Genomic DNA, 20031 nt, shown 5'->3' with positions numbered 1-20031 from the left:
CGTCAGGAGGCGATCTTCTGGTCTTCCGGCTCCCATGCGACGCCGAGGCGCTTGGCGAGTGACAGGGCATCGGCCGGCGCGCGCACCTTCGCGTCATTGTCGAAATAGACATAGACGTCCCGCCCCGTCTGGCGCGGCCTGGTCGGCTCCATCACCCGCTCGGCGTCTCGCGGCTCGCGGCCATGGGCCCAGGCGCGCACGCGTTCGGCCCAGCGGTCGAGCGATTTCCCGTCATAGCCGCTGGTATAGAGCTCCTCCGAACCGTGCAGGCGGCAATAGACGAAGTCGGTGGTCAGATCCATCAGGAGCGGCCATTCCACCGTATCGGCGCAGACCAGCGTCACCCGGTGGCGCCGCAGCATTTTGATGAAATCAGGTGAGCGGAAACTGTCATGGCGGATCTCGACGGCGTGGCGCAGCGGCCGTTTCGCATCGCTCGTCGTGAATGCGCGCCCTTCAAGGCGGGCATCGTGCCGCCGCGCCAGCACCGCGGCCTCTTCGGTATCGTGCGGCAGCATGGCGAGAAAATTTTCGAACAAATCCGGATCGAAGGCCATACGCGGCGGAAACTGCCAGAGGATCGGCCCGAGTTTGGGTCCGAGCCGCAAAAGGCCCGAAGCCATGAAATTGGCAAGCGGCGTCTTCACGTCCCGCAGCCGCCTGAGATGGGTGATGTAGCGCGAACCCTTGATGGCGAAGACGAAATCATCAGGCGTGGCCTCGTTCCAGCGGGTGAAGCTCTCCGGCCGCTGCAGCCCGTAGAACGTGCCGTTGATCTCGATCGAGGGGAACTGTTCCGACGCATAGGTCAGCTCCAGCCGCTGCGGCAGCCCTTTCGGATAGAACACCCCGCGCCAGCGCGCATAGGTCCACCCAGATATGCCGATGCGGATCGTGCCTGCCGTCGCCATTGATTTCGCCTGCCTGTTGAACCGGGGAACGATAGGCGGGGAACGGCTGCCCGGACATATCGTTCCCTGATCCGCGCACTCACTTTCTATTTGTCCTCCACCATTCCATCAGCCGCCGGATAAAGGATCTCTTCAGGATGCGGCGCGCCTCATCGCGGCTCAATCCAACATCGTTGAGCCAATGGTCGTCATGCTTGTCGAGGATGTCGGCCAGCATGCGCCGCCTTGCCGCTTCTTCACGGGAAAAGGTCAGGAAAGCCCTCAGCCGTTTCGGTAGAACAGTGCCGCGGTGCCGTTTTTGCGCGTCCATGTCGCTCTCCCGTTAAAGCCCGATGGCTGGCATGATCCGGGAAATTTGACATCACACAAACGAATAGTGACAATGGCAGCCATTAGAAATTCAAATGGCTGAAACCATGTATGCGCCTCTTGAAAGCGATCTCCTGCGCACTTTTCTCGCCGTCGCCGAAACCGGCAATTTCACCAGGGCGGCGGATGATGTGGGGCGCACCCAGTCGGCCGTCAGCATGCAGATCAAGCGGCTTGAGGAAAGTCTCGGCGAGGCGCTGTTCGAGCGCGGCCCACGCGGCGTTGCCCTGACGCGGCGGGGCGAGCAGCTCGTGCCCTATGCGCATCGCATCGTCGGTCTTCTCGATGAGACGGCCGCGGCCATGCGCGTCAAGCCGCTCGACGGGCCGGTGCGCATCGGCATCCCCGAGGAATACAGCCAGACCGTGCTGCCGCGGGCGCTCGCCGCCTTTTCCGAGCGGCATCCCGCGGTGGAGGTGACGGTCAGGTGCGATTATTCGGTTCATCAGATTGCTGCGCTGGAAAATGACGAGCTGGATCTCGCCGTGGTGTTCGACTGGCACGAGCGGGCCGCCGGCGAAGTCCTGCTCATCGACCCGACCGTATGGGTGACCTCGCTGACCCACCGGCTGCATGAGCGCGCGCCCTTGCCGATCGCCGTCTACGGCAATTCGGAATGGTGCACCGAGTTCGCCATCCGCTCGCTGGAGCAGCACGGGCTTGGCTACCGCATCGCCTTCACCTGCGATACCAGCGGCGGGCTGAAGATCGCAGTCTCGTCCGGCCTCGCCATCGCCGCCCTGTCGCGCAGCAACATCCCGGCCGATTGCCGGGAGCTCACGGCTGAGGATGGTTTCCCGATGGTCGATTCCTCGCGCGTCGTGCTGAGGCGCAACCCCTATCATTCAAGCCCGGCAGTCGAGGGAATGGCGGAGATGATCCGCGAGGCCTTCCGCCCGATGTCGCTCTATCCGTAATAGCTGCGCCCGCTTTCTTTCACGACTTCATCGCAGGCGTCTTGTCGCGTGCGCGATAGGCGTGAACCGCATGATCTGTCACCCATCCGACGATAAGGCCGACGGGCATGAACAGGATCAGATTGGCCAAGGGGGCAAGGAGCAGTCCGATCGGCGCGGTTGAATGAGTGGGCGCTATGAATACGTCGTGGAATGTGACGGCGTCGTTGATCAGCGCGGCGAGCGCACCGAAAAATCCAGCCGGAGAATTCGCCTTGGCCGCGACTGCGCAGCAGATCGCATAGGGCAGGCAGGAATAGAGGAACAGCCAGACGAATGAGACGTCGAAGCGCCCTTCAGGAAGGACGAAGGAGATATATCCCTGCAGCAGAATTCCGGCCAGCGACGGGGTGAAAGAGAGAAATCGAAGAAATTGTTTCATTGAAATCATTTACCTGCTGAAAAAGACCAGCATACAATATCCGGAGCCTATTGGGGAAGTTGAGATGCATGGATAAAGACTGACCGGTGTGTACCGGCTCTCGTCCCACTTTTCCGCCCGCTGTCACCCCTCTGTCATGAAGCGTCGGTAGAGAGCCCCGACACCAAGATTTAGGGGGCTTTCATCATGACAGGATTGGTCGGGCGCGCGGCTCATGCCACGCTGGTTGCTGCACTCATGTCGTCGGTTGCGCCGCAGGCGGCGTGGGCGGCGGATCAACTGGTGGCAGGCGGAACGACGGACAACGCGAAGAAGACCGTTTCGGGAACGGATACGTTGACGGTCGAGCGCGAAGCGACGCTCGATGTCGATGGAACGGCGATCACCTGGGACGGCGCCTCGCCGGCGCCCGGCGTGACGATCGTCAACAACGGCACGATCAGCAGCACGAAGCGCGGCATCGATACCAAGGGTGACGATAATCCCCGCTTCATCACCCTGATCAACAATGAGGGCGCGAAGATCGCGACCGATGACGATGCCTTCCGCATCAATGCAGATGTCAGCGAGGGCGTGGTCACGGTGGAGAATGCCGGAGAGATCGTCTCTGAAGGCGGCCAGGCGATCGATTTCGACTCTATCTCTTCCGGCCAGGCCAAGGTGACGATCAACAATCTCGCCACGGGCGAAATCCGTGCCGAGGATGCGGATGCAATCCGTCCGGGGGAGGGCGGCGTCGTCAACAATTACGGCACCATCATCGCCAATCCCCCCAAAGCCGATCAGAAGAACGACGGCGTCGACATGCAGGATCACGCCGCGACGGTGAACAATTATGCGGGCGGCGTCATCTCCGGTGCGCGGCACGGCATCACCAGCGATGTCGATGTGACGGTCTATAACCAGGCCGGCGCGTCGATCATCGGCCGCAACGGTTCCGGCGTCGGCTCCGACGGAACGGGCACTGTCGTCAATTACGGCCTCATCTCGGGCGATGCCGACGGCGTTTCTGAACTGAGCGACGGAGATGGCATCGATATCGATCTTGCTGGCACGATCGTGAATTACGGCACCATCCGCGGAACCGGCGCCACCGGCACCAAGCCGGGTGACACGCCGAACCAAAGCGAAGGTATCGCGATGGGCGGCGGGTCGATCGACAATGCGTCGGCCGATGCCGTCATCAGCGGCGCGGACAATGCCATCCTGATCGATGACAGCAGCGGCGGCGGAGCCTTCGCGGCGACGACTATAAACAATGCCGGCACAATTCGCGGCGAAAACGGTTTCGGCATCAAGATCATTGGCGACCAGAACGACACGCTCACCAATTCCGGCCTGATCGAGGGCGCGGACGGGCTGGCGGTCGACCTCGGCGGCGGCGACGACACGCTGAACGTGCGCACCGGTGCGCAGTTCATCGGGCTCGTCGATGGCGGCGAGGGCACGGACACGATCTCGCTCGACGGCACCGGCACCTTCGGGGGCGGCAGCAATTTCGAATATCTGAATGTCGAAGGCGGAAGCTGGACGCTGACAGGTGCGCAGGACTATTCGGGCGGCATCAATATCAGGGCCGGCAGGCTGAGCGTCGATGGCACGCTCGGCGGCGTTCTGGCTGTTGGTGCGGGCTCGGTGCTCGACGGGACAGGCACGATCGGCTCCGTCACGATCGCAGGCACGATTGCACCCGGCCGCTCCATAGGCACGCTCACCGTCAACGGCGATTATGCGCAGACCGCCGGCTCGACCTATGCGGTCGAGGTGAATGCAGAGGGACAGTCCGACCTGGTCGACGTCACGGGCACGGCGACGCTTGCCGGCACGGTGGCGGTGACGCCGGCCGCCGGCACCTACAAGACGGGCACGCGCTACACCATCCTCTCCGCCGCCGGTGGCGTTTCGGGCAGCTATGACACGTTGTCCTCGCCTTCCACGTTGTTTGTCGATTTCGCGCTCGCCTATGATCCGGCCAATGTTTATCTCGACGTCACCCGCAGCGCCGTCGCCTATGCCGATGTCACGGTGACGGAGAACCAGCGCCAGACCGCGACTGGGCTTGAAAGCCTCGGCTCCGGCAACGCGCTCTATGAGGCGATCGCGGCGCTCCCCGATGCCGCTTCCGCGCAAATCGCCTTCGACAGTCTTTCCGGCGAGATCCAGGCCAGCACGAAGAGCGGGCTCATCGAGGACAGCCGCTTCGTGCGCGACGCCATCAACGAACGGCTGCGCGCGGCGACTGCCGCATCGCCTGCCGCGACCGAAGGCCTTGTCTTCTGGACCGAGGGCTATGGTGCCTGGGGTGAGAGCGACGGCAACGGTAGCAGCGCGGATATGGACCGCTCTTCGGGCGGCTTCTTCGTCGGCGGCGATATCGCGCTCAACGATATATGGCGCGCCGGCCTTGCCGGCGGTTACGGGCGATCCTCCTTCGATATCGATGACCGCGCCTCCTCGGCGGATGCCGACACCTACACGATCGCCGCCTATGCCGGTGCCGAGATCGGCGCGCTCGGCCTGCGCTTCGGCGCGGCGCATAGCTGGCACGACGTCGACACGAGCCGGACGATCGGCTTTGCCGGCTTTGCCGATCAAGCCGAGGCATCCTACGACGCGCGCACCGCGCAACTCTTCGGCGAGGCCGGTTATACGATCCGCCATGGCCGGGCGAGCTTTGAGCCCTTCGCCGGGCTTGCCTATGTGAACCTGCATACGGATGGCTTCTCCGAGAGCGGCAGCGCCGGCCTCGGCTTTGCGAGCGATACGACTGATGTCACCTATACGACGCTCGGCCTGCGCGCCGCGACGGCGCTCGACCTCGGCGGCATGGCCGCCCATCTGCACGGCACGCTCGGCTGGCAGCACGCTTTCGGCGACCTGACGCCGACGGCCCGAGCCGCTTTCGCGGGCGGCAGCGGGTTCATAGTCGAGGGCGTGCCGATCGCCGGGGACACCGCACTCCTGAAAGCCGGTTTCGACATCGATCTTTCAGCGGCCGCAAGCCTCGATATCTCCTATACCGGACGCCTGGCTGAGGACGCACAGGATCATGGCTTCGGCGCCCGGCTGAGCGTGAAGTTTTAAAAACCCGCCCGAACGGGCAACAGGGTTTTCCATATTGGAATCAAGGGCGCCCATAGGCTGGGCGCCCTTTCTCACGGGTGCTTGAGCTTCGTGGGATCCGATGTCGAGCCGACCGCCGGATCAGGATGCGCCGGGCCGCGGTTCTCCTCCGAGCTTGCCGCCTCGAACTCCTGTACCGCCTTGTCCCAGCATTCTTGCTCCTGGTCGGGACGGAGCCCTTCGCGCTCCCACAGTTTGCGGGCACGCCGCTTGATCCACTCTTCCCTGGCTGTTGCGTTTGCCATGGCAAATCTCCATCCGTCTCGTTTGCGGATTCAAACGCAATGCTTCTGTATTCGTTGCGGAAAGGCCGGCAGTTGCGGGATATCGCCGCCTGCGCCGTTCAAGGCATCATAGCCGTCCAGAGCTCGCCTGAATGACGCGCCGCGACGGAGTGGTTGCGGACGCACAAATCCGGCATATGCCGTCCCACGCTCTGATGGAACGCTTCTCGACGATATGTGTTCGGCATGCAGGTCGCACGAATTATGACAGGAGGGAATTCGGATGCCGGTCGCCAAGGCACAAATGATGATCCGCAAGCCCGTCACAGAGGTTTTCCATTCGCTGATCGATCCCGCGATCACATCCCATTTCTGGTTCTCCAAAGGTGCCGCTCCGTTGGAGGTTGGAAAAAAGATCCGATGGGATTGGGGGATGTACGGCGTGCACACGATCGCCGATGTGAAGGAGATCGAGCGGAACAAGCGCATCCTGATCGAGTGGAACGGGCCTGAGAACCCGAGTCTTGTCGAGTGGACGTTTGAGACCAAAGGTGATGGTGAGACCTTCGTCACAGTCAGAAACTGGGGCTTTGCCGGCGGCGTGGAGGAGGCGATCAATTCGACCGAAGGGTTCACAAATCTCCTGGCAGCCATGAAGTTCTACCTTGAGCATGGCATTGAGCCCAATCTCGTCCTGGACCACGCGCCTGACGCGCGCGTTGCCTGATGGTTCGTTTCCAACATTGGTACCGGCTGCGAGGAGTATCTCTTGTCCTGGCGCATGGGCCGTCGCAAGGAACCTCTTGCGCGGTGGGGCTGATGTCGGTCGCTTCCTACGCTGTAGCGCTACAACCCAAACAGACTTTGGCGGCGATTTTCATCCGACTGATCACGAGATCAAGCAGGAACGTAGGTCAACCTGATCACGTCCTCGCCAATCCGATCATGAGTCATAAGGCGGAGCGGCGGCCGGGGCCCGGCAAAATACGGCTTGCCATGGCCAAGCACGACGGGATGCAGGTAGATCCGATACTCATCGATCAAGCCGAGTTCGGTGAGGCTTTGCGCCAGGACTGGGCCAGCAACTTCGATCTCTCCAGCGCGTTCGGCCTTCAGCTCACGGATCGCGCCCTCGAGATCGTCGCCGACAAGCGTGGCGTTGGGGCCGACCGACTTCAACGTTCGGGAGACGACCCATTTAGGCTGCCTTCGCCATGCCTCCGCGAAGGCATGTTCCTCTGCATCCCATTCAGGATGATCGTCGTCCCAGTAACGCATGATCTCATACATTTGACGACCGTACACACTACCCGCCTGCCCCTGAGCCTCCTCGATGAAGTGGCGGAAGAGTGTGGGGCCTGGTGCAAACGCCATATGATCGACATAGCCGTCCAGGGACTGGTTCATTCCGAACACGAGCTTGGCCATCACCACTTCCTTTCCCTAAACGGCACATCCGCGCAGGTCTGATTGCGTTATGCAATCAGTTGTAAAGTAGATCGACTGATTTTGGAGCACAATTGGTTTTTGAAGTGCGCATGAACGAACGGCTCTTTGCGCGCACCTCAAATACTCTCTGAGAGAAATCGTGCTGTTGCAAAACCTGCTGTCAAAATCGCAAATCCGCGCGTCACACTACGATGGATAATCAAAGAGAATGGATGAACTTGTGCGGCAACCGTGGCCAATGGCGGTGAGAGAGGGATTCGAACCCTCGATACGGTTTCCCGTATACACGCGTTCCAGGCGTGCGCCTTCAACCACTCGGCCACCTCACCGTTCAGCTCCCGCGGCCATGCGGCGGGGAACGGATAAATAAATGCACCGGGGAATCGATAGCGCTGGTCGGGCGCCTACCATCCGGTGCGGCGCGCACTATAGTCAGAAAAGCCGTGGGTTCAACCGCTATTTCGCATGAAATTGAAAACAATCTGATTCATGCGATGGGAATTGCCTATCGCGCTGCCAGCCCCTAATTCTATGGGAGCATCCGGTCCGCGGAAAGCCGTCGTTTTGGGCGGGAGCCGGAACTGATCGGCAGGAATTGAGAGATGCAGCCGGGGCGGCCATCCCGAAGCGCTCGCAGAAGCGCGAACGTCCCGGATGATATGAAGAGTGGAGACAAACGCCATGGTCCGTTTCATGTTTCGCGCGCTTGCCGTCGCAGCTCTGGCTCTCGCCGTCATCTTTGCCGTACTGGATGCGGCGCGGTCCATCGGCGCGTCGAAATTCATCGCAACGCCGTTTGTCGACATATGGACGTCTGCCTCGCCGCAGACCTTGGCCGATGCGAAAGCGCTGACGACGCATTATATAAGCGCTCTGGCGTGGGACCCGGTGCTGGTCTGGATGCTGGATTGGCCCGCCTGGCTGATCCTCGGCGTCCTGGCGCTTATCTTCTATGCCGTAGGTCACCGCCGCGAGCGCGGTTTCGGCCGGTTCGCGGCCAATTGAAGGCTCCCTCTGGAGCCGAGGAGAAATTTAATGTCCCTGATCGAAAAGCTCAGCAAGAAACTGCAGATGCCGACCCCTGAGGAGGCGCTGCCGGGCCGCCCCGGGCCGATCCCGACCGCGGCGACGCATTTCGTCACCGGTAGGGCGCTCAAGGGTCCTTGGCCGGACAATATGAAGAAGATCATGTTCGGCATGGGCTGCTTCTGGGGCGTGGAGCGCCTGTTCTGGCAGGTGCCGGGCGTCTACGCGACGGCGGCGGGCTATGCCGGTGGCATCACGCCCAACCCGACCTATGAGGAGACCTGCACGGGCCGCACCGGCCACAACGAGGTGGTGCTGGTGGTCTATGATCCTGACGTCGTCAGCCTCGCCGATCTCCTGAAGATATTCTGGGAGGAGCATGACCCGACGCAGGGCATGCGTCAGGGCAACGACATCGGCACGACCTATCGCTCCGGCATCTATGCCTTCTCGCCCGCGGACAGGCGGATCGCCGAGGAAAGCCGCGAGGCCTATCAGAAGGCGCTCGACGCCAAGGGCCTCGGCCGGATCACCACCGAAATTCTGGATGCGCCGGAATTCTATTATGCCGAGGACTACCACCAGCAATATCTGGCCAAGAACCCGAACGGCTATTGCGGCCTGAGGGGCACCGGCGTCGCCTGCGTCGTGCCGCGGCCGGCGACCGCCTGACATCGGATCATGGGCGGGCCGACCGGCCCGCTTTCCTCGTGGAAACGGCGCAAAACTTTTCCAACCGGTCAAGATTCCGCGTGAAATTTATTCCCCGGCATGCCAGATTGCGGGCAAGTGTGCGGGTGGGTTCTGCGCGCGAGTAGCATGATGCCGAAGAGTGCGAAGCGCTTTCCGGATGATGTCATGCTCCAACTTGTTAGTGATCCAGAGGGTTCTAAAAAATGAAACATCTTGTCCTCAGCCTGATGGCCGCGACCGCCCTGTCCGTGGCCGGCATGTCGGCACGCGCTTATGCCGCCGACGAAAAGCCGGCTGTCGTCTATGATCTCGGCGGCAAATTCGACAAATCCTTCAACGAGGCGGCCTATGACGGCGCCGAGAAATACAAGGCCGACACCGGCATTGCCTATCGCGAGTTCGAGATCCAGAACGAGGCGCAGCGCGAGCAGGCGCTGCGTAAATTCGCGCAGGATGGCAACTCGCCCATCGTCATCCCCGGCTTCTCTGCGGCTGCGGCGATCGAAAAGGTGGCCGGCGAGTTCCCCGATACCAAATTCGTCATCATCGATGCCGTCGTCGATAAGCCGAACGTGCGTTCGGTGGTCTTCAAGGAAGAGGAAGGCTCCTATCTCGTCGGCCTGCTGGCGGTTATGGCCTCCAAGACCGGATCGGTCGGCTTCGTCGGCGGCATGGACGTGCCGCTGATCCGCAAGTTCGCCTGCGGCTATGTCGCGGGCGTCAAGGCCACCAACAAGGATGCCAAGGTCATCCAGAACATGACTGGCGACACGCCTTCGGCCTGGAACGATCCGGCCAAGGGCGGCGAGATCGCCAAATCGCAGATGGATCAGGGCGCTGACGTGATCTATCACGCGGCCGGCGGCACCGGCATCGGCGTGCTCCAGGCGGCTGCCGACGCCGGCAAGCTCGGCATCGGCGTCGATTCCAACCAGAACGGCCTGCATCCCGGCCATGTGCTGACCTCGATGGTCAAGCGCGTCGACACCGCCGTCTACAATGCCTTCAAGGACGTGGCCGACGACAAGTTCACCGCCGGCATCCAGGTGCTCGGCCTCAAGGAGGACGGCGTCGACTATGCCATGGACGAGAACAACGAAAAGCTGATCAGCCCGGAAATGAAGCAGGCTGTCGAGGCCGCCAAGGCCGACATCATCGCCGGCAAGATCACCGTCCATGACTATATGACGGACAACAAGTGCCCCTATTGATGGGATGGCTTGTGGCTTGATGAATGCGAAACCGCCGGGTGATGAGCCCGGCGGTTTTGTTTTGTAAGAAGCGCTGGTGAGGGGTGACGCCAGGAATTAAACGCTGGGCGCTGGTCCCCTCACCAATGCGGCGGCTTTGTCACCGGAATGTCGGGCGCTGCCTGCTCCTCCAGCACCAGGAACCGGTCGGTCAGCGCATTAAGTTTCTTGCGCAGCGCCTCGATGGTCTTCCACTGTTCGGCGATCTGGCCGGAAAGTTCCTCGATCGTCTTTTCTTGCTCGGCGGCACGGATTTCCAGTTCGACGATCCGTTCGGCATCGCTTCCGCTCATTGTTTTCTCCTCACCATGCCGCCTTGTAGATCGCACAGGCATCCGCCTCCATGACATCCCGTGGATTATTGACGAGAAGGCGTGTTTGTTTCATGGCATCCGCTGCCATTGCCGGCAGATCCGCCTCGGTAATGCCGACATCGCGCAGCCGGCTCTTCAGCCCCAGCCTGACCGAGAGTTCGGCAAGCCGGTCGATGAAGCCGGCGCAGTCGGCCTGCGCGCCGCCTTGCCCGTCCAGATCGGGAAAGGCATGGGGCGCGAGCGCGGCATATTGGGCGAAGGAGCCGTTCTCCGCGTCGGCGGCGTTGAAGCGCAGCACATGCGGCAGCACCAGCGCGTTGGAAAGCCCGTGCGGCACGTGGAAGCGCCCGCCGATGGGATAGGCAAGCGCATGCACGGCGGCGACGGGCGAATTGGCAAAGGCCTGGCCGGCCAGCATCGAGCCGATCAGCATGGCCGAGCGGGCCGCAAGGTTCCCGCCGTTAAAGACCGCCTCCTCGATATTGCGCCCGAGAAGCCGCAGCGCCTCCACCGCCAGATTGCGCGATATCGGATTGTTGTTAGCATTCTTCGAGGCATAGGCTTCGATGGCGTGCACCATGGCGTCGATGCCGGTGGCCGCCGTGATGTGCGGCGGCAGGTCGGTGGTCAGCAGCGGATCGAGGATCGCCACATCCGGGAGATTGAGCGGCGAGGAAACGCCGCGTTTCTCATCCTCTCCCACCGTGATGATGGCGACAGGTGTCACCTCGGAGCCGGTTCCGGCCGTCGTCGGGATCAGCGCCAGCGGCAGGCGCGGCCCGCTGGCATTGTTGACGCCCCAGGCCGTGTCGATCGCCTGGCCAGAGCCGGCGAAGAGTGCGGCAAGCTTTGCCACGTCGAGCGACGAGCCGCCGCCGAAGCCGATTACGCCGGTGGCGCGGAAATCGAGCGCCATTGCAATCGCGCGTTCCAGTGTCGCAAGCGACGGATCGGCCTCCACTTCGCCGAAAATCCTCACATCCGCGCCTGCCGTCTTCAGGGAGCTGATTGCCGGCTCCGCCAGGCCGAGCCTTAAGATTCCGGGATCGGTGACGATCATCAGGCGGTCCTGTACCGTCGTGCCGAGATGATGGGCGAGTTCCCGCGCCGCGCCTTCGCAGAAAACGATGCGCGGCGTGGTGTGGAACGAAAAGGAAGGGATGGCGTTGGCCTGTGTCGCGTTCATGGTCATGGGCGGGACATTGCCAGAGACGGGAGCGTGAATCCACCGCTCTTTCCGCCCCTTTTCAGCGTTTGAGGTTGACATCGGCTGCCCCGCTGGAGAATGCGTTTATAGGCTGGCAACCGCGGGAACCCGTGCTAGGTTTGACCATCCGGAAAAGAAAAATCACCAGCGGATGGGGATATGGCGGAAGCTGCAATCGAACTGGTCGGCATCGACAAGCGTTTCGGGTTGGTCCATGCCAACCGCGATATCCATTTGCGCATCGAGCAGGGCACCATTCACGGCATCATCGGCGAGAACGGCGCGGGAAAATCGACGCTGATGTCGATCCTCTACGGCTTCTACCAGGCTGATCGCGGCGAGATCCGCGTCAATGGCAAAAAGGTTGCGATCACCGATCCCAACGCTGCCATTGCCGCCGGCATCGGCATGGTGCATCAGCATTTCATGCTGGTGGAGAATTTCACCGTTCTCGAAAACGTCATGCTTGGCGTCGAGGGCGCGCCGCTGCTCTCCAACGGCATCGCAAAGGTCCGGGCCGAGCTGAAGCGGCTTGAGAAGGATTATGGGCTCGAGGTCGATCCCGATGCGCTGATCGAGGATCTGCCGATCGGCCTGCAGCAGCGCGTGGAAATCCTGAAAGCGCTTTATCGCGGCGCCGATATCCTGATCCTCGATGAGCCGACGGGCGTTCTGACACCCGCCGAGGCCGATCATCTCTTTCGTATTCTCAGGCAGTTGAAGGAGCAGGGGAAAACCATCGTCCTCATCACCCACAAGCTGCGCGAGATCAAGGCGGTGACCGATAATGTCTCCGTCATGCGGCAGGGCGAGATTGTCGCCACGCTCAAGACATCGGAGGCAAGCGTCGAGGAACTGGCCGAACTGATGGTCGGGCGGCGCGTGCTCCTGCGCGTCCAGAAGGGCGAGGCGAAGCCGGGCGCGGTCAAGCTGACGGTCGAAAGCCTCAACGTTCGCGACAACAGGGGGTGTCCTGCCGTCGACAATGTCTCCTTCAACGTGCGCGCCGGCGAGATCGTCGGCATCGCCGGCGTGGCGGGCAATGGCCAGTCGGAACTGATCGAGACGATCGCCGGCATCCGCAAGGCGCTCTCGGGAAAGGTGACGCTCGATGGCCAGCCGGTCGATGTCACTGGCAGGACCAATCCGGCTGAGCTCAGGCAGCGCGGGCTTGCCCATGTGCCGGAGGACCGCCATCACATGGGGTTGGTGCTCGCCTTCGAGGAAAACGAGAACGCCATCCTCGGCTATCACGACGATCCGCGCTATTTGAAAGGGCCGTTCCTCGATCTTGCGGCAATCCGTGCGGATGCAGAGAAAAAGATCGCCCAATACGATATCCGCCCCGCCGATACGCGGCTCAAGACCGCCAATTTCTCCGGCGGCAACCAGCAGAAAATAGTTCTGGCGCGTGAGATCGAGCGCGACCCATCGGTGCTGATCGTCGCCCAGCCGACACGCGGCGTCGATGTCGGCGCCATCGAGTTCATCCATCGCCGCATCATCGAGATGCGCGACGCCGGCAAGGCCGTTCTGCTCGTCTCTGTCGAGCTCGACGAAATCCGCTCGCTCTCCGACCGCATCCTGGTGATGTTCGCCGGCCGCGTCGTCGGCGAGTGTGGGCCGGAGGCGACCGAGGGCGAAATCGGCCTGCTGATGGCGGGCGTGGAAGAGAAAGCGGCAGCGGAATGATCGAAGGCCTCTCCCATATGACCTTCATCGTCCGTGATATCGACCGGATGTCCGAAATCCTCAAGGCTGTTCTCGGTGCCAGGGAAATCTATTCCAGTGGTGAGGAGCGGTTCTCCATCGCACGGGAAAAGTTCTTTCTGATCGGGGATATCTGGATCGCGATCATGGAAGGCGAGCCCCTTCCATCCCGCAGCTACAACCATATCGCCTTTAAAATCGCCGAGGCCGATTTCGACAGCTATGTGGAAAAGATAAAAGCACTCGGCCTTGATATGCGCCCGCCGCGTTCTCGCGTCGAAGGGGAGGGACGATCGATCTACTTCTATGACGAGGACAATCACATGTTCGAATTGCATACCGGGACGCTTGCGGAACGGCTGGCGCGCTATACGACAGGACAGGCAGCGGAATGACGGCGACACAGGCACTGGTGGTCATCGATGTGCAGAAGGCGATCGATGATCCGAAATGGGGCAGGCGCGGCCAGCCCGGAGCGGAGGCAGCCATCGCGGACCTGCTCGCCGCCTGGCGTAAGCGTCGCCTGCCGGTGATCCATATCCGCCATGATTCCACCGACCCCGCGTCGCCCTACCGTCCCGGCACCAGCGGCAATGATTTCAAGGCGGAAGTCGCGCCGCAGATGGGCGAGCCCGTCGTCGACAAGCGCACCAACAATGCCTTCATCGGCACCGACCTGATGGATGTGCTCGATGAATTGCAGATAGGTCGCCTCGTGGTCGCGGGCGTTCTCCTCGAAAATTCCGTTGATGCAACCGTTCGCATGGCCGCCAATCTGGGCTTCGAGGTCACCATTGCCGAGGATGCGGTGGCGAGCGTCGACCGCAGGGATCGCAGCGGCAAGACATGGACGGCGGAAGATGTCCATGCTCTGACCCTCTCGATTCTGGACGGCGAATACGCCCAGATTTCCAGTTCGAAAGCCATTATCGAGGCCCTGCCATGAGCCAACCCTTCGCCAAATTGCCCGCCTGGGCAGATTACGGGCTGATCCCGCTCGTCAATCTCGCCGTCGCCTTTCTCGTTGCGGGGCTGGTGGTGCTGCTCGTCGGTGAGAACCCACTGCAGGCCGCGGCGCTGATGGTCAAGGGCGCCTTCGGTTCCGGCGAGGGCATCGGCTACACCCTCTATTACGCCACGAATTTCATCTTCACCGGGCTTTGCGTGGCGGTGGCCTTCCATTGCGGCCTGTTCAACATCGGCGGCGAGGGGCAGGCTTATATCGGCGGCCTTGGCGTCTCGCTGGCCTGCCTTTCCCTGGGCGATTTCCTGCCTTGGTGGCTGACCTTTCCGCTCGCCATCCTGGGGGCAGCCCTTGCCGGGGGATTGTGGGCGCTGATCCCGGCCTGGCTGCAGGCGCGGCGCGGCTCGCATATCGTCATCACCACTATCATGTTCAATTTTATCGCCGCCAGCGTCATGGTCTATCTGCTGGTCGGCGTGTTGAAGCCGCTCGCCTCGCAAGCGCCGGAAACCCGCGTCTTCGGTGCGGGCGGGCAATTGCCGCAGCTGGGCTGGCTGCTGCAGCTCTTCGGCCTGCAGGTGCGTTCCGCGCCGCTCAACGTCTCTTTCCTGCTGGCGTTGGTGGCGGCATTTCTCGTCTGGGTGCTGATCTGGCGCACGCGCTTGGGCTATGAGATCCGCACCATGGGGTTCAGCCCGCGCGCCGCCGATTATGCCGGCATCAACCACACCAGGATCATCGTCATTACCATGCTGATATCCGGCGCGCTCGCCGGCATGATGGCGCTCAATCCCGTCATGGGCGCGCAGCACCGCATGCAGCTCGATTTCGTCTCCGGCGCGGGCTTCGTCGGCATCGCCGTGGCGCTGATGGGTCGCTCGCACCCGGCGGGCATCGTGCTCGCCGCCATCCTGTTCGGCATGCTCTATCAGGGCGGCGCGGAAATCGCCTTCGATATGCCGAATATTTCGCGCGACATGATCGTCATCATCCAGGGGCTGGTGATCCTCTTCGCCGGCGCGCTTGAACACATGTTCCGCCCGGCGATCCAGCGGCTCTTCGGGCGCATCGCCGGTTCCGATCTGCGCGCCGCGCCCATCGCCACCGGGGAGAGCCACTGATGGATAGTTACGTCACGCTCGTCCAGCTCCTGGATTCCACCATCCGGCTTTCCGTGCCGCTGCTTTTCGCCTGCCTTGCCGGACTTTACTCCGAACGATCAGGCATTTTCGATATCGGCCTCGAGGGCAAGATGCTGGCCGGCGCCTTTGCCGCCGGCACCGCCGCCTATATCACCGGCTCGGCGGTCATCGGCCTTCTCGCCGCCGTGCTGGTTTCGGTGCTCCTCGGGCTGGTGCATGGCTTTGCCTCGATCACCCATCGCGGCAACCAGATCGTCTCCGGCGTCGCCATCAATTTCATTGCCGCCGGAACGACGGTCATCCTCGGCCAGGCCTGGTTCCGGCAGGGGGGCCGCACCCCGTCGCTGCCTGGCAGCGCGCGTTTCGGTGCGTTGCAATTGCCGGGGGCGGAAGCGATGAGGGACGTGCCTGTTGTGGGCTATCTCTATTCCGAGCTCATCTCCGGCCATTCGGTGCTGGTTTATCTCGCTTTCCTTATGGTGCCGTTCACCTGGTGGGTGCTCCACCGCACACGTTTCGGCCTGAGGCTCCGGGCTGTCGGCGAGAACCCGGCGGCGGTCGATACGGCAGGCATCTCCGTGGCCTGGCTGCGCTACCGTGCGGTGATCTGCTGCGGCGTGCTGTGCGGCCTCGCCGGCGCCTATCTCGCCCAGGCGCAAGGCGCCGGCTTCGTCAAGGACATGACGGCCGGCAAGGGCTATATCGCGCTTGCGGCACTCATCTTCGCCAAATGGCGTCCGGTCAACGCCATGTTCGCCTGCCTGCTGTTCGGCTTTCTCGACGCGCTGGCGATCCGCATGCAGGGCCATCCGCTGCCGCTGATCGGCCAGGTGCCGGCGCAGTTCATGCAGGCGCTACCCTATGTGCTGACGGTCATCCTGCTTGCGGGCTTCATCGGCAAGGCCATTCCGCCCAGGGCCGGCGGCGTGCCTTATGTGAAGGAACGCTAGTGTCCCGAATCCGAAATTCGCATCATTTCCGGGAGGCGTCGGTCGAATTTGGGATAAGATCATGCGCCAGAGCAAAGAGGATCCCATGTCACAGGATTTATTTGACGCGGCCCACGCCGCAATGCAGAAATGCCATGCGCCCTATTCGAAATTTCCGGTAGGCGCTGCGTTGCGCACCCGGGATGGACGCATCTATTCTGGTTGCAACGTCGAAGTGATTTCATTCCCTGAAGGCTGGTGCGCGGAGACGACCGCGCTCTCGCATTTCGTCATGGGAGGTGGCGGCGAGATATCCGAGATCCTCGTCGTCGCCGAGAAGCTCGAAAAGTGTCCGCCCTGCGGCGGTTGCCGCCAGCGCCTGGCCGAGTTCGCCGGAGCAGAAACGCCGCTGCACCTGTGCAACAATGACGGGGTGGTGGAAACCGTACGGCTGGGGGACCTGCTGCCCCATGGTTTCAAGACGGATGTGATCGGAGGATAGATGAACGAAGCCGCCAACCGCATAGAAGCGAGGCTGAAGGGGCCGATGCCGAAGCTGGCTCTGGTGCTGGGGTCCGGCCTCGGCGGTCTCGTCGAGAAGCTTGAGGATGCGGTGCGCTTCTCCTATGCGGAACTGCCGGGCTTTCCGGCAAGCGGCGTCACCGGCCATGCGGGCGAACTGGTGGCGGGGCGGCTTTCCGGCAAGCCGGTGCTCGTGCTTTCGGGCAGGGCCCATTATTACGAGCATGGCAATCCCGCCGCCATGCGGCCTGCGCTGGAGACGCTGAAAGCACTCGGCGTCGAGACGCTGATCCTCACCAATGCTGCAGGCTCGGTGCGCGAGGACCTCGCCCCCGGCAGCGTCATGATGATCGACGACCATATCAATTATTCCGGCCTCAACCCGCTGATCAGCGAGCCGTCGGATGCGCGCTTTGTGGGCATGACCACGGCCTATGACGCCGACCTCAAGCAGGCATTCGAAAAGGCCGCGATCAAGGCCGGCGAGGCGCTGCCGCGCGGCGTCTATATGTGGTTCTCCGGCCCCTCCTTCGAGACGCCGGCTGAAATCCGCATGGCGCGGGTGCTGGGCGCGGATGCGGTGGGCATGTCCACCGTGCCGGAAGTCATCCTTGCCCGCTTTCTGGGCCTGCGCGTCGCCGCCTGCTCTGTCATCACCAATTTCGGCGCGGGCATGTCCGGAGGCGAGTTGTCGCATCAGGAAACCAAGGACATGGCGCCGGTCGGGGGCAAGCGCCTGCAAGCCATGTTGCACCATCTGATCGGAGAGATCGCATGAACGCAGCCGACCGCAGATCGGCAGCGCTTCGCGTGCTGCCGTTGATCGACCTGACTGATCTGGATGAGAATTCGTCGCCGCTGGCCGTCGCGGCGTTGAGCGCCAAGGCGATCACGCCGCACGGTCCCACGGCGGGCATCTGCATCTGGCCGCATTTCGTCGAGACGGCCAAATCGCTGCTGCACGGAACAGGCGTGCGCATCGCCGCCGCCGTCAATTTCCCCGATGGCGGCACCGATATGGATGGCGTTCTGGCCGATACCGAGAAGGCGATCGCCGATGGCGCCGACGAGATCGACCTGGTGCTGCCGCATCGCGATTTCGTCGAGAACGGCGTCATCATCTCTAGGCAGATGATCAAATCGGTGAAAAAGCTCTGCGGTCCCAGGGTCCGGCTCAAGGTCATCCTCGATACCGGCACGCTGGACAACGACGCCTTGATCGAATCCGCCTCCGAGGTGGCGTTGGAGGAGGGTGCGGATTTCATCAAGACATCGACCGGCAAGGCGGAAGTCAACGCCACGCCTGAAGCCATGCGCATCATTCTGGAGACGATCCGCGAGTTCCGCCGCGATGCGGGAATAAAGCTCGCCGGCGGCATCAGCACGCTTGAGGATGCACGGCACTATCTTGATATCGCCGATGAGATCATGGGCGAGGGATGGACGACGCCGGAGACCTTCCGTTTCGGCGCTTCGGGCCTTCTCGATGATGTGCTCGCGGCATTGAGCGGCAGCGCAGCGGCGCCCTCGACGGGATATTGATCATGCTGCCGCAGGAGATCATTCGCGCCAAGCGCGACGGAAAGATGCTTGGATCCGAGGAAATCGCCTTTTTTGCGCGGGGCATCGCCACCGGCGCGGTCAGCGAAGGGCAGATCGCCGCCTTCGCCATGGCCGTCTTCTTCAATGGCATGAGCCGCGACGAGGCGGTGGGTCTGACGCTCGCCATGCGCGATTCCGGCGACGTGCTCGATTGGTCCTCGCTCGATGGCCCCGTCGTCGACAAGCACTCGACGGGCGGCGTCGGCGACAATGTCTCGCTGATGCTGGCCCCGATCGTCGCCGCCTGTGGCGCCTATGTGCCGATGATCTCGGGCCGTGGTCTCGGCCATACCGGCGGCACGCTCGACAAGATGGATTCGATCCCCGGCTATGTCAGCCAGCCCGACAAGGCGCTTTTTGAGAAGACCGTGCACGGGGCCGGCTGCGCCATCATCGGCCAGACCGCCGATCTGGCGCCTGCGGATAAACGCTTCTATGCCATCCGCGATGTCACGGCGACGGTAGAATCCATCCCGCTCATCACCGCCTCCATCCTGTCGAAGAAGCTTGCCGCCGGCCTGCAGGGGCTTGTGCTCGACGTCAAGGCCGGCAACGGCGCCTTCATGGCGAAGACGCGCGATGCGACGGCGCTCGCCGAAAGCCTGGTCGCCGTCGCCAATGGCGCGGGCCTGCCAACAACCGCACTCCTGACCGACATGGACCAGCCGCTGGCGCTCGCCGCCGGCAACGCGGTGGAGGTCAGGAATGCCGTCGATTTCCTCACCGGTGATCGCCGCGATGGCAGGCTCGAGGAGGTGACGCTTTCGCTCGCCGCCGAGATGCTGGTCACCGCCCGCTTGGCCGAAACGCTGCGCGAGGCCATGGAAAAGACGCGCGAGGCGCTGACAAGCGGCAGGGCGGCGGAGGTCTTCGGGCGCATGGTAGCGCTTCTCGGCGGGCCGAAGGATTTTGTCTCGCGGGCTGCGCATTATCTCCCAACCGCTCCAATTGTCCGCGAGGTGCCGTCACCGGGGAAAGGCTTCGTCGGCTCGATCGAGACCCGCGATCTGGGCCTTACCGTGGTCGCGCTGGGTGGCGGCCGTACCCGGCCGGAGGATGCGGTCGACCATGCGGTCGGTCTCACCGCCTTGCAGCCGATCGGCGCCGAGATGGAGCGCGGCGACCCGCTGGCGCTGGTTCATGCCCGTGACGATGCGGCGGCCGAGGCGGCAATTCAGGCAGTTCAGGCCGCCTATGGCTTCGTTCCGCTCAGACCCCGCGCCATCCGCCCGGTCAAGCGCCGGGTTGCGGAGTGAGG

General features: G+C 62.6%; 22 protein-coding genes and 1 tRNA gene. 15 read left to right on the top strand and 8 right to left on the bottom strand.

Annotation, left to right across the window (positions count from 1 at the left end; all coding sequences use genetic code 11):
• Positions 1-2: 2 nt before the first annotated feature.
• Positions 3-911, bottom strand: a complete 909-nt coding sequence (locus ATN84_RS03620; protein WP_068880132.1) for a DUF72 domain-containing protein — start codon at positions 909-911, stop codon at positions 3-5.
• Between the two features lie 79 nt (positions 912-990).
• Positions 991-1221 carry a DUF1127 domain-containing protein gene (locus ATN84_RS03615; protein WP_068880131.1) on the bottom strand — a complete coding sequence of 77 codons (231 nt, stop codon included), beginning with the start codon at positions 1219-1221 and terminating at the stop codon, positions 991-993.
• A gap of 106 nt (positions 1222-1327) precedes the next feature.
• Between ATN84_RS03615 and ATN84_RS03610 the strand changes: the two genes are divergently transcribed.
• On the top strand, positions 1328-2197 hold the full coding sequence (locus tag ATN84_RS03610; protein WP_068880130.1) for a LysR family transcriptional regulator: 870 nt from the start codon (positions 1328-1330) through the stop codon (positions 2195-2197).
• 19 nt (positions 2198-2216) lie between these two features.
• Here ATN84_RS03610 and ATN84_RS03605 read toward each other — a convergent pair whose 3' ends face one another.
• Complete coding sequence (locus ATN84_RS03605) at positions 2217-2618, bottom strand: hypothetical protein (RefSeq protein ID WP_153020078.1); 402 nt, start codon at positions 2616-2618, stop codon at positions 2217-2219.
• Positions 2619-2804: 186 nt separating this feature from the next.
• Between ATN84_RS03605 and ATN84_RS03600 the strand changes: the two genes are divergently transcribed.
• Positions 2805-5702: an autotransporter outer membrane beta-barrel domain-containing protein gene (locus ATN84_RS03600; RefSeq protein WP_082766074.1), complete on the top strand. Its 2898-nt coding sequence runs from the start codon at positions 2805-2807 to the stop codon at positions 5700-5702.
• Positions 5703-5773: 71 nt separating this feature from the next.
• Here ATN84_RS03600 and ATN84_RS03595 read toward each other — a convergent pair whose 3' ends face one another.
• On the bottom strand, positions 5774-5986 hold the full coding sequence (locus ATN84_RS03595; RefSeq protein WP_068880127.1) for a DUF2934 domain-containing protein: 213 nt from the start codon (positions 5984-5986) through the stop codon (positions 5774-5776).
• Positions 5987-6248: 262 nt separating this feature from the next.
• Between ATN84_RS03595 and ATN84_RS03590 the strand changes: the two genes are divergently transcribed.
• Positions 6249-6692, top strand: a complete 444-nt coding sequence (locus tag ATN84_RS03590; protein ID WP_068880126.1) for an SRPBCC family protein — start codon at positions 6249-6251, stop codon at positions 6690-6692.
• A 170-nt stretch (positions 6693-6862) separates the two neighbouring features.
• On the opposite strand, the gene ATN84_RS03585 is transcribed toward ATN84_RS03590, so the two are convergent.
• Both ATN84_RS03585 and ATN84_RS03580 read right to left on the bottom strand, forming a co-directional pair.
• Positions 6863-7393, bottom strand: coding sequence for a dihydrofolate reductase family protein (locus tag ATN84_RS03585; protein ID WP_068880125.1), 531 nt, complete (start codon positions 7391-7393; stop codon positions 6863-6865).
• Positions 7394-7653: 260 nt separating this feature from the next.
• Positions 7654-7743 (bottom strand) — tRNA-Ser (locus tag ATN84_RS03580).
• A 352-nt stretch (positions 7744-8095) separates the two neighbouring features.
• On the opposite strand from ATN84_RS03580, the gene ATN84_RS03575 reads away from it, so the two are divergent.
• The 3 genes from ATN84_RS03575 (at position 8096) to ATN84_RS03565 (ending at position 10344) form a co-directional block, all read left to right on the top strand.
• Positions 8096-8419, top strand: a complete 324-nt coding sequence (locus ATN84_RS03575) for a hypothetical protein (RefSeq protein ID WP_068880124.1) — start codon at positions 8096-8098, stop codon at positions 8417-8419.
• A 30-nt stretch (positions 8420-8449) separates the two neighbouring features.
• Positions 8450-9112 (top strand): peptide-methionine (S)-S-oxide reductase MsrA, encoded by a 663-nt coding sequence (msrA, locus tag ATN84_RS03570; protein ID WP_068880123.1) that lies wholly within the window; start codon positions 8450-8452, stop codon positions 9110-9112.
• 224 nt (positions 9113-9336) lie between these two features.
• Positions 9337-10344, top strand: a complete 1008-nt coding sequence (locus tag ATN84_RS03565; RefSeq protein ID WP_068880122.1) for a BMP family lipoprotein — start codon at positions 9337-9339, stop codon at positions 10342-10344.
• Positions 10345-10463: 119 nt separating this feature from the next.
• Here the strand turns inward: ATN84_RS03565 and ATN84_RS03560 are convergent, their stop codons facing one another.
• Positions 10464-10676 (bottom strand): SlyX family protein, encoded by a 213-nt coding sequence (locus ATN84_RS03560; protein ID WP_068880121.1) that lies wholly within the window; start codon positions 10674-10676, stop codon positions 10464-10466.
• 10 nt (positions 10677-10686) lie between these two features.
• Entirely contained in the window at positions 10687-11859 is a 1173-nt protein-coding gene (locus ATN84_RS03555) for an iron-containing alcohol dehydrogenase (RefSeq protein ID WP_153020124.1), read from the bottom strand.
• 204 nt (positions 11860-12063) lie between these two features.
• Between ATN84_RS03555 and ATN84_RS03550 the strand changes: the two genes are divergently transcribed.
• The 9 genes from ATN84_RS03550 (at position 12064) to deoA (ending at position 20029) form a co-directional block, all read left to right on the top strand.
• Complete coding sequence (locus ATN84_RS03550) at positions 12064-13596, top strand: ABC transporter ATP-binding protein (protein WP_068880120.1); 1533 nt, start codon at positions 12064-12066, stop codon at positions 13594-13596.
• Positions 13593-14009: a FosX/FosE/FosI family fosfomycin resistance hydrolase gene (fosX, locus tag ATN84_RS03545; RefSeq protein ID WP_068880119.1), complete on the top strand. Its 417-nt coding sequence runs from the start codon at positions 13593-13595 to the stop codon at positions 14007-14009. The genes ATN84_RS03550 and fosX overlap by 4 nt, the downstream gene beginning before the upstream one ends.
• Entirely contained in the window at positions 14006-14560 is a 555-nt protein-coding gene (locus tag ATN84_RS03540; protein WP_068880118.1) for a cysteine hydrolase family protein, read from the top strand. The genes fosX and ATN84_RS03540 overlap by 4 nt, the downstream gene beginning before the upstream one ends.
• A complete protein-coding gene (locus tag ATN84_RS03535) occupies positions 14557-15699 on the top strand; it encodes an ABC transporter permease (RefSeq protein ID WP_068880117.1) in 1143 nt (380 codons plus the stop codon). Before ATN84_RS03540 ends, ATN84_RS03535 begins: the two co-directional genes overlap by 4 nt.
• The gene (locus ATN84_RS03530) at positions 15699-16670 is read left to right on the top strand and encodes an ABC transporter permease (protein WP_068880116.1); all 972 of its coding nucleotides are present in this window, start codon (positions 15699-15701) and stop codon (positions 16668-16670) included. Before ATN84_RS03535 ends, ATN84_RS03530 begins: the two co-directional genes overlap by 1 nt.
• A gap of 85 nt (positions 16671-16755) precedes the next feature.
• Positions 16756-17151, top strand: coding sequence for a cytidine deaminase (locus ATN84_RS03525; protein WP_068880859.1), 396 nt, complete (start codon positions 16756-16758; stop codon positions 17149-17151).
• Positions 17152-17949, top strand: coding sequence for a purine-nucleoside phosphorylase (locus ATN84_RS03520; RefSeq protein ID WP_068880115.1), 798 nt, complete (start codon positions 17152-17154; stop codon positions 17947-17949).
• Positions 17946-18713 carry a deoxyribose-phosphate aldolase gene (gene deoC, locus ATN84_RS03515; protein WP_068880114.1) on the top strand — a complete coding sequence of 256 codons (768 nt, stop codon included), beginning with the start codon at positions 17946-17948 and terminating at the stop codon, positions 18711-18713. The genes ATN84_RS03520 and deoC overlap by 4 nt, the downstream gene beginning before the upstream one ends.
• Before the next feature lie 2 nt (positions 18714-18715).
• The gene (gene deoA, locus ATN84_RS03510) at positions 18716-20029 is read left to right on the top strand and encodes a thymidine phosphorylase (protein WP_068880113.1); all 1314 of its coding nucleotides are present in this window, start codon (positions 18716-18718) and stop codon (positions 20027-20029) included.
• Positions 20030-20031: the final 2 nt, after the last annotated feature.

It is taken from the genome of Paramesorhizobium deserti, assembly GCF_001558695.1.
GTDB classification, from domain to species: domain Bacteria; phylum Pseudomonadota; class Alphaproteobacteria; order Rhizobiales; family Rhizobiaceae; genus Paramesorhizobium; species Paramesorhizobium deserti.
Note: the sequence above shows the minus strand (reverse complement) of the source record. Positions and strands in the feature narration are given on the sequence as shown.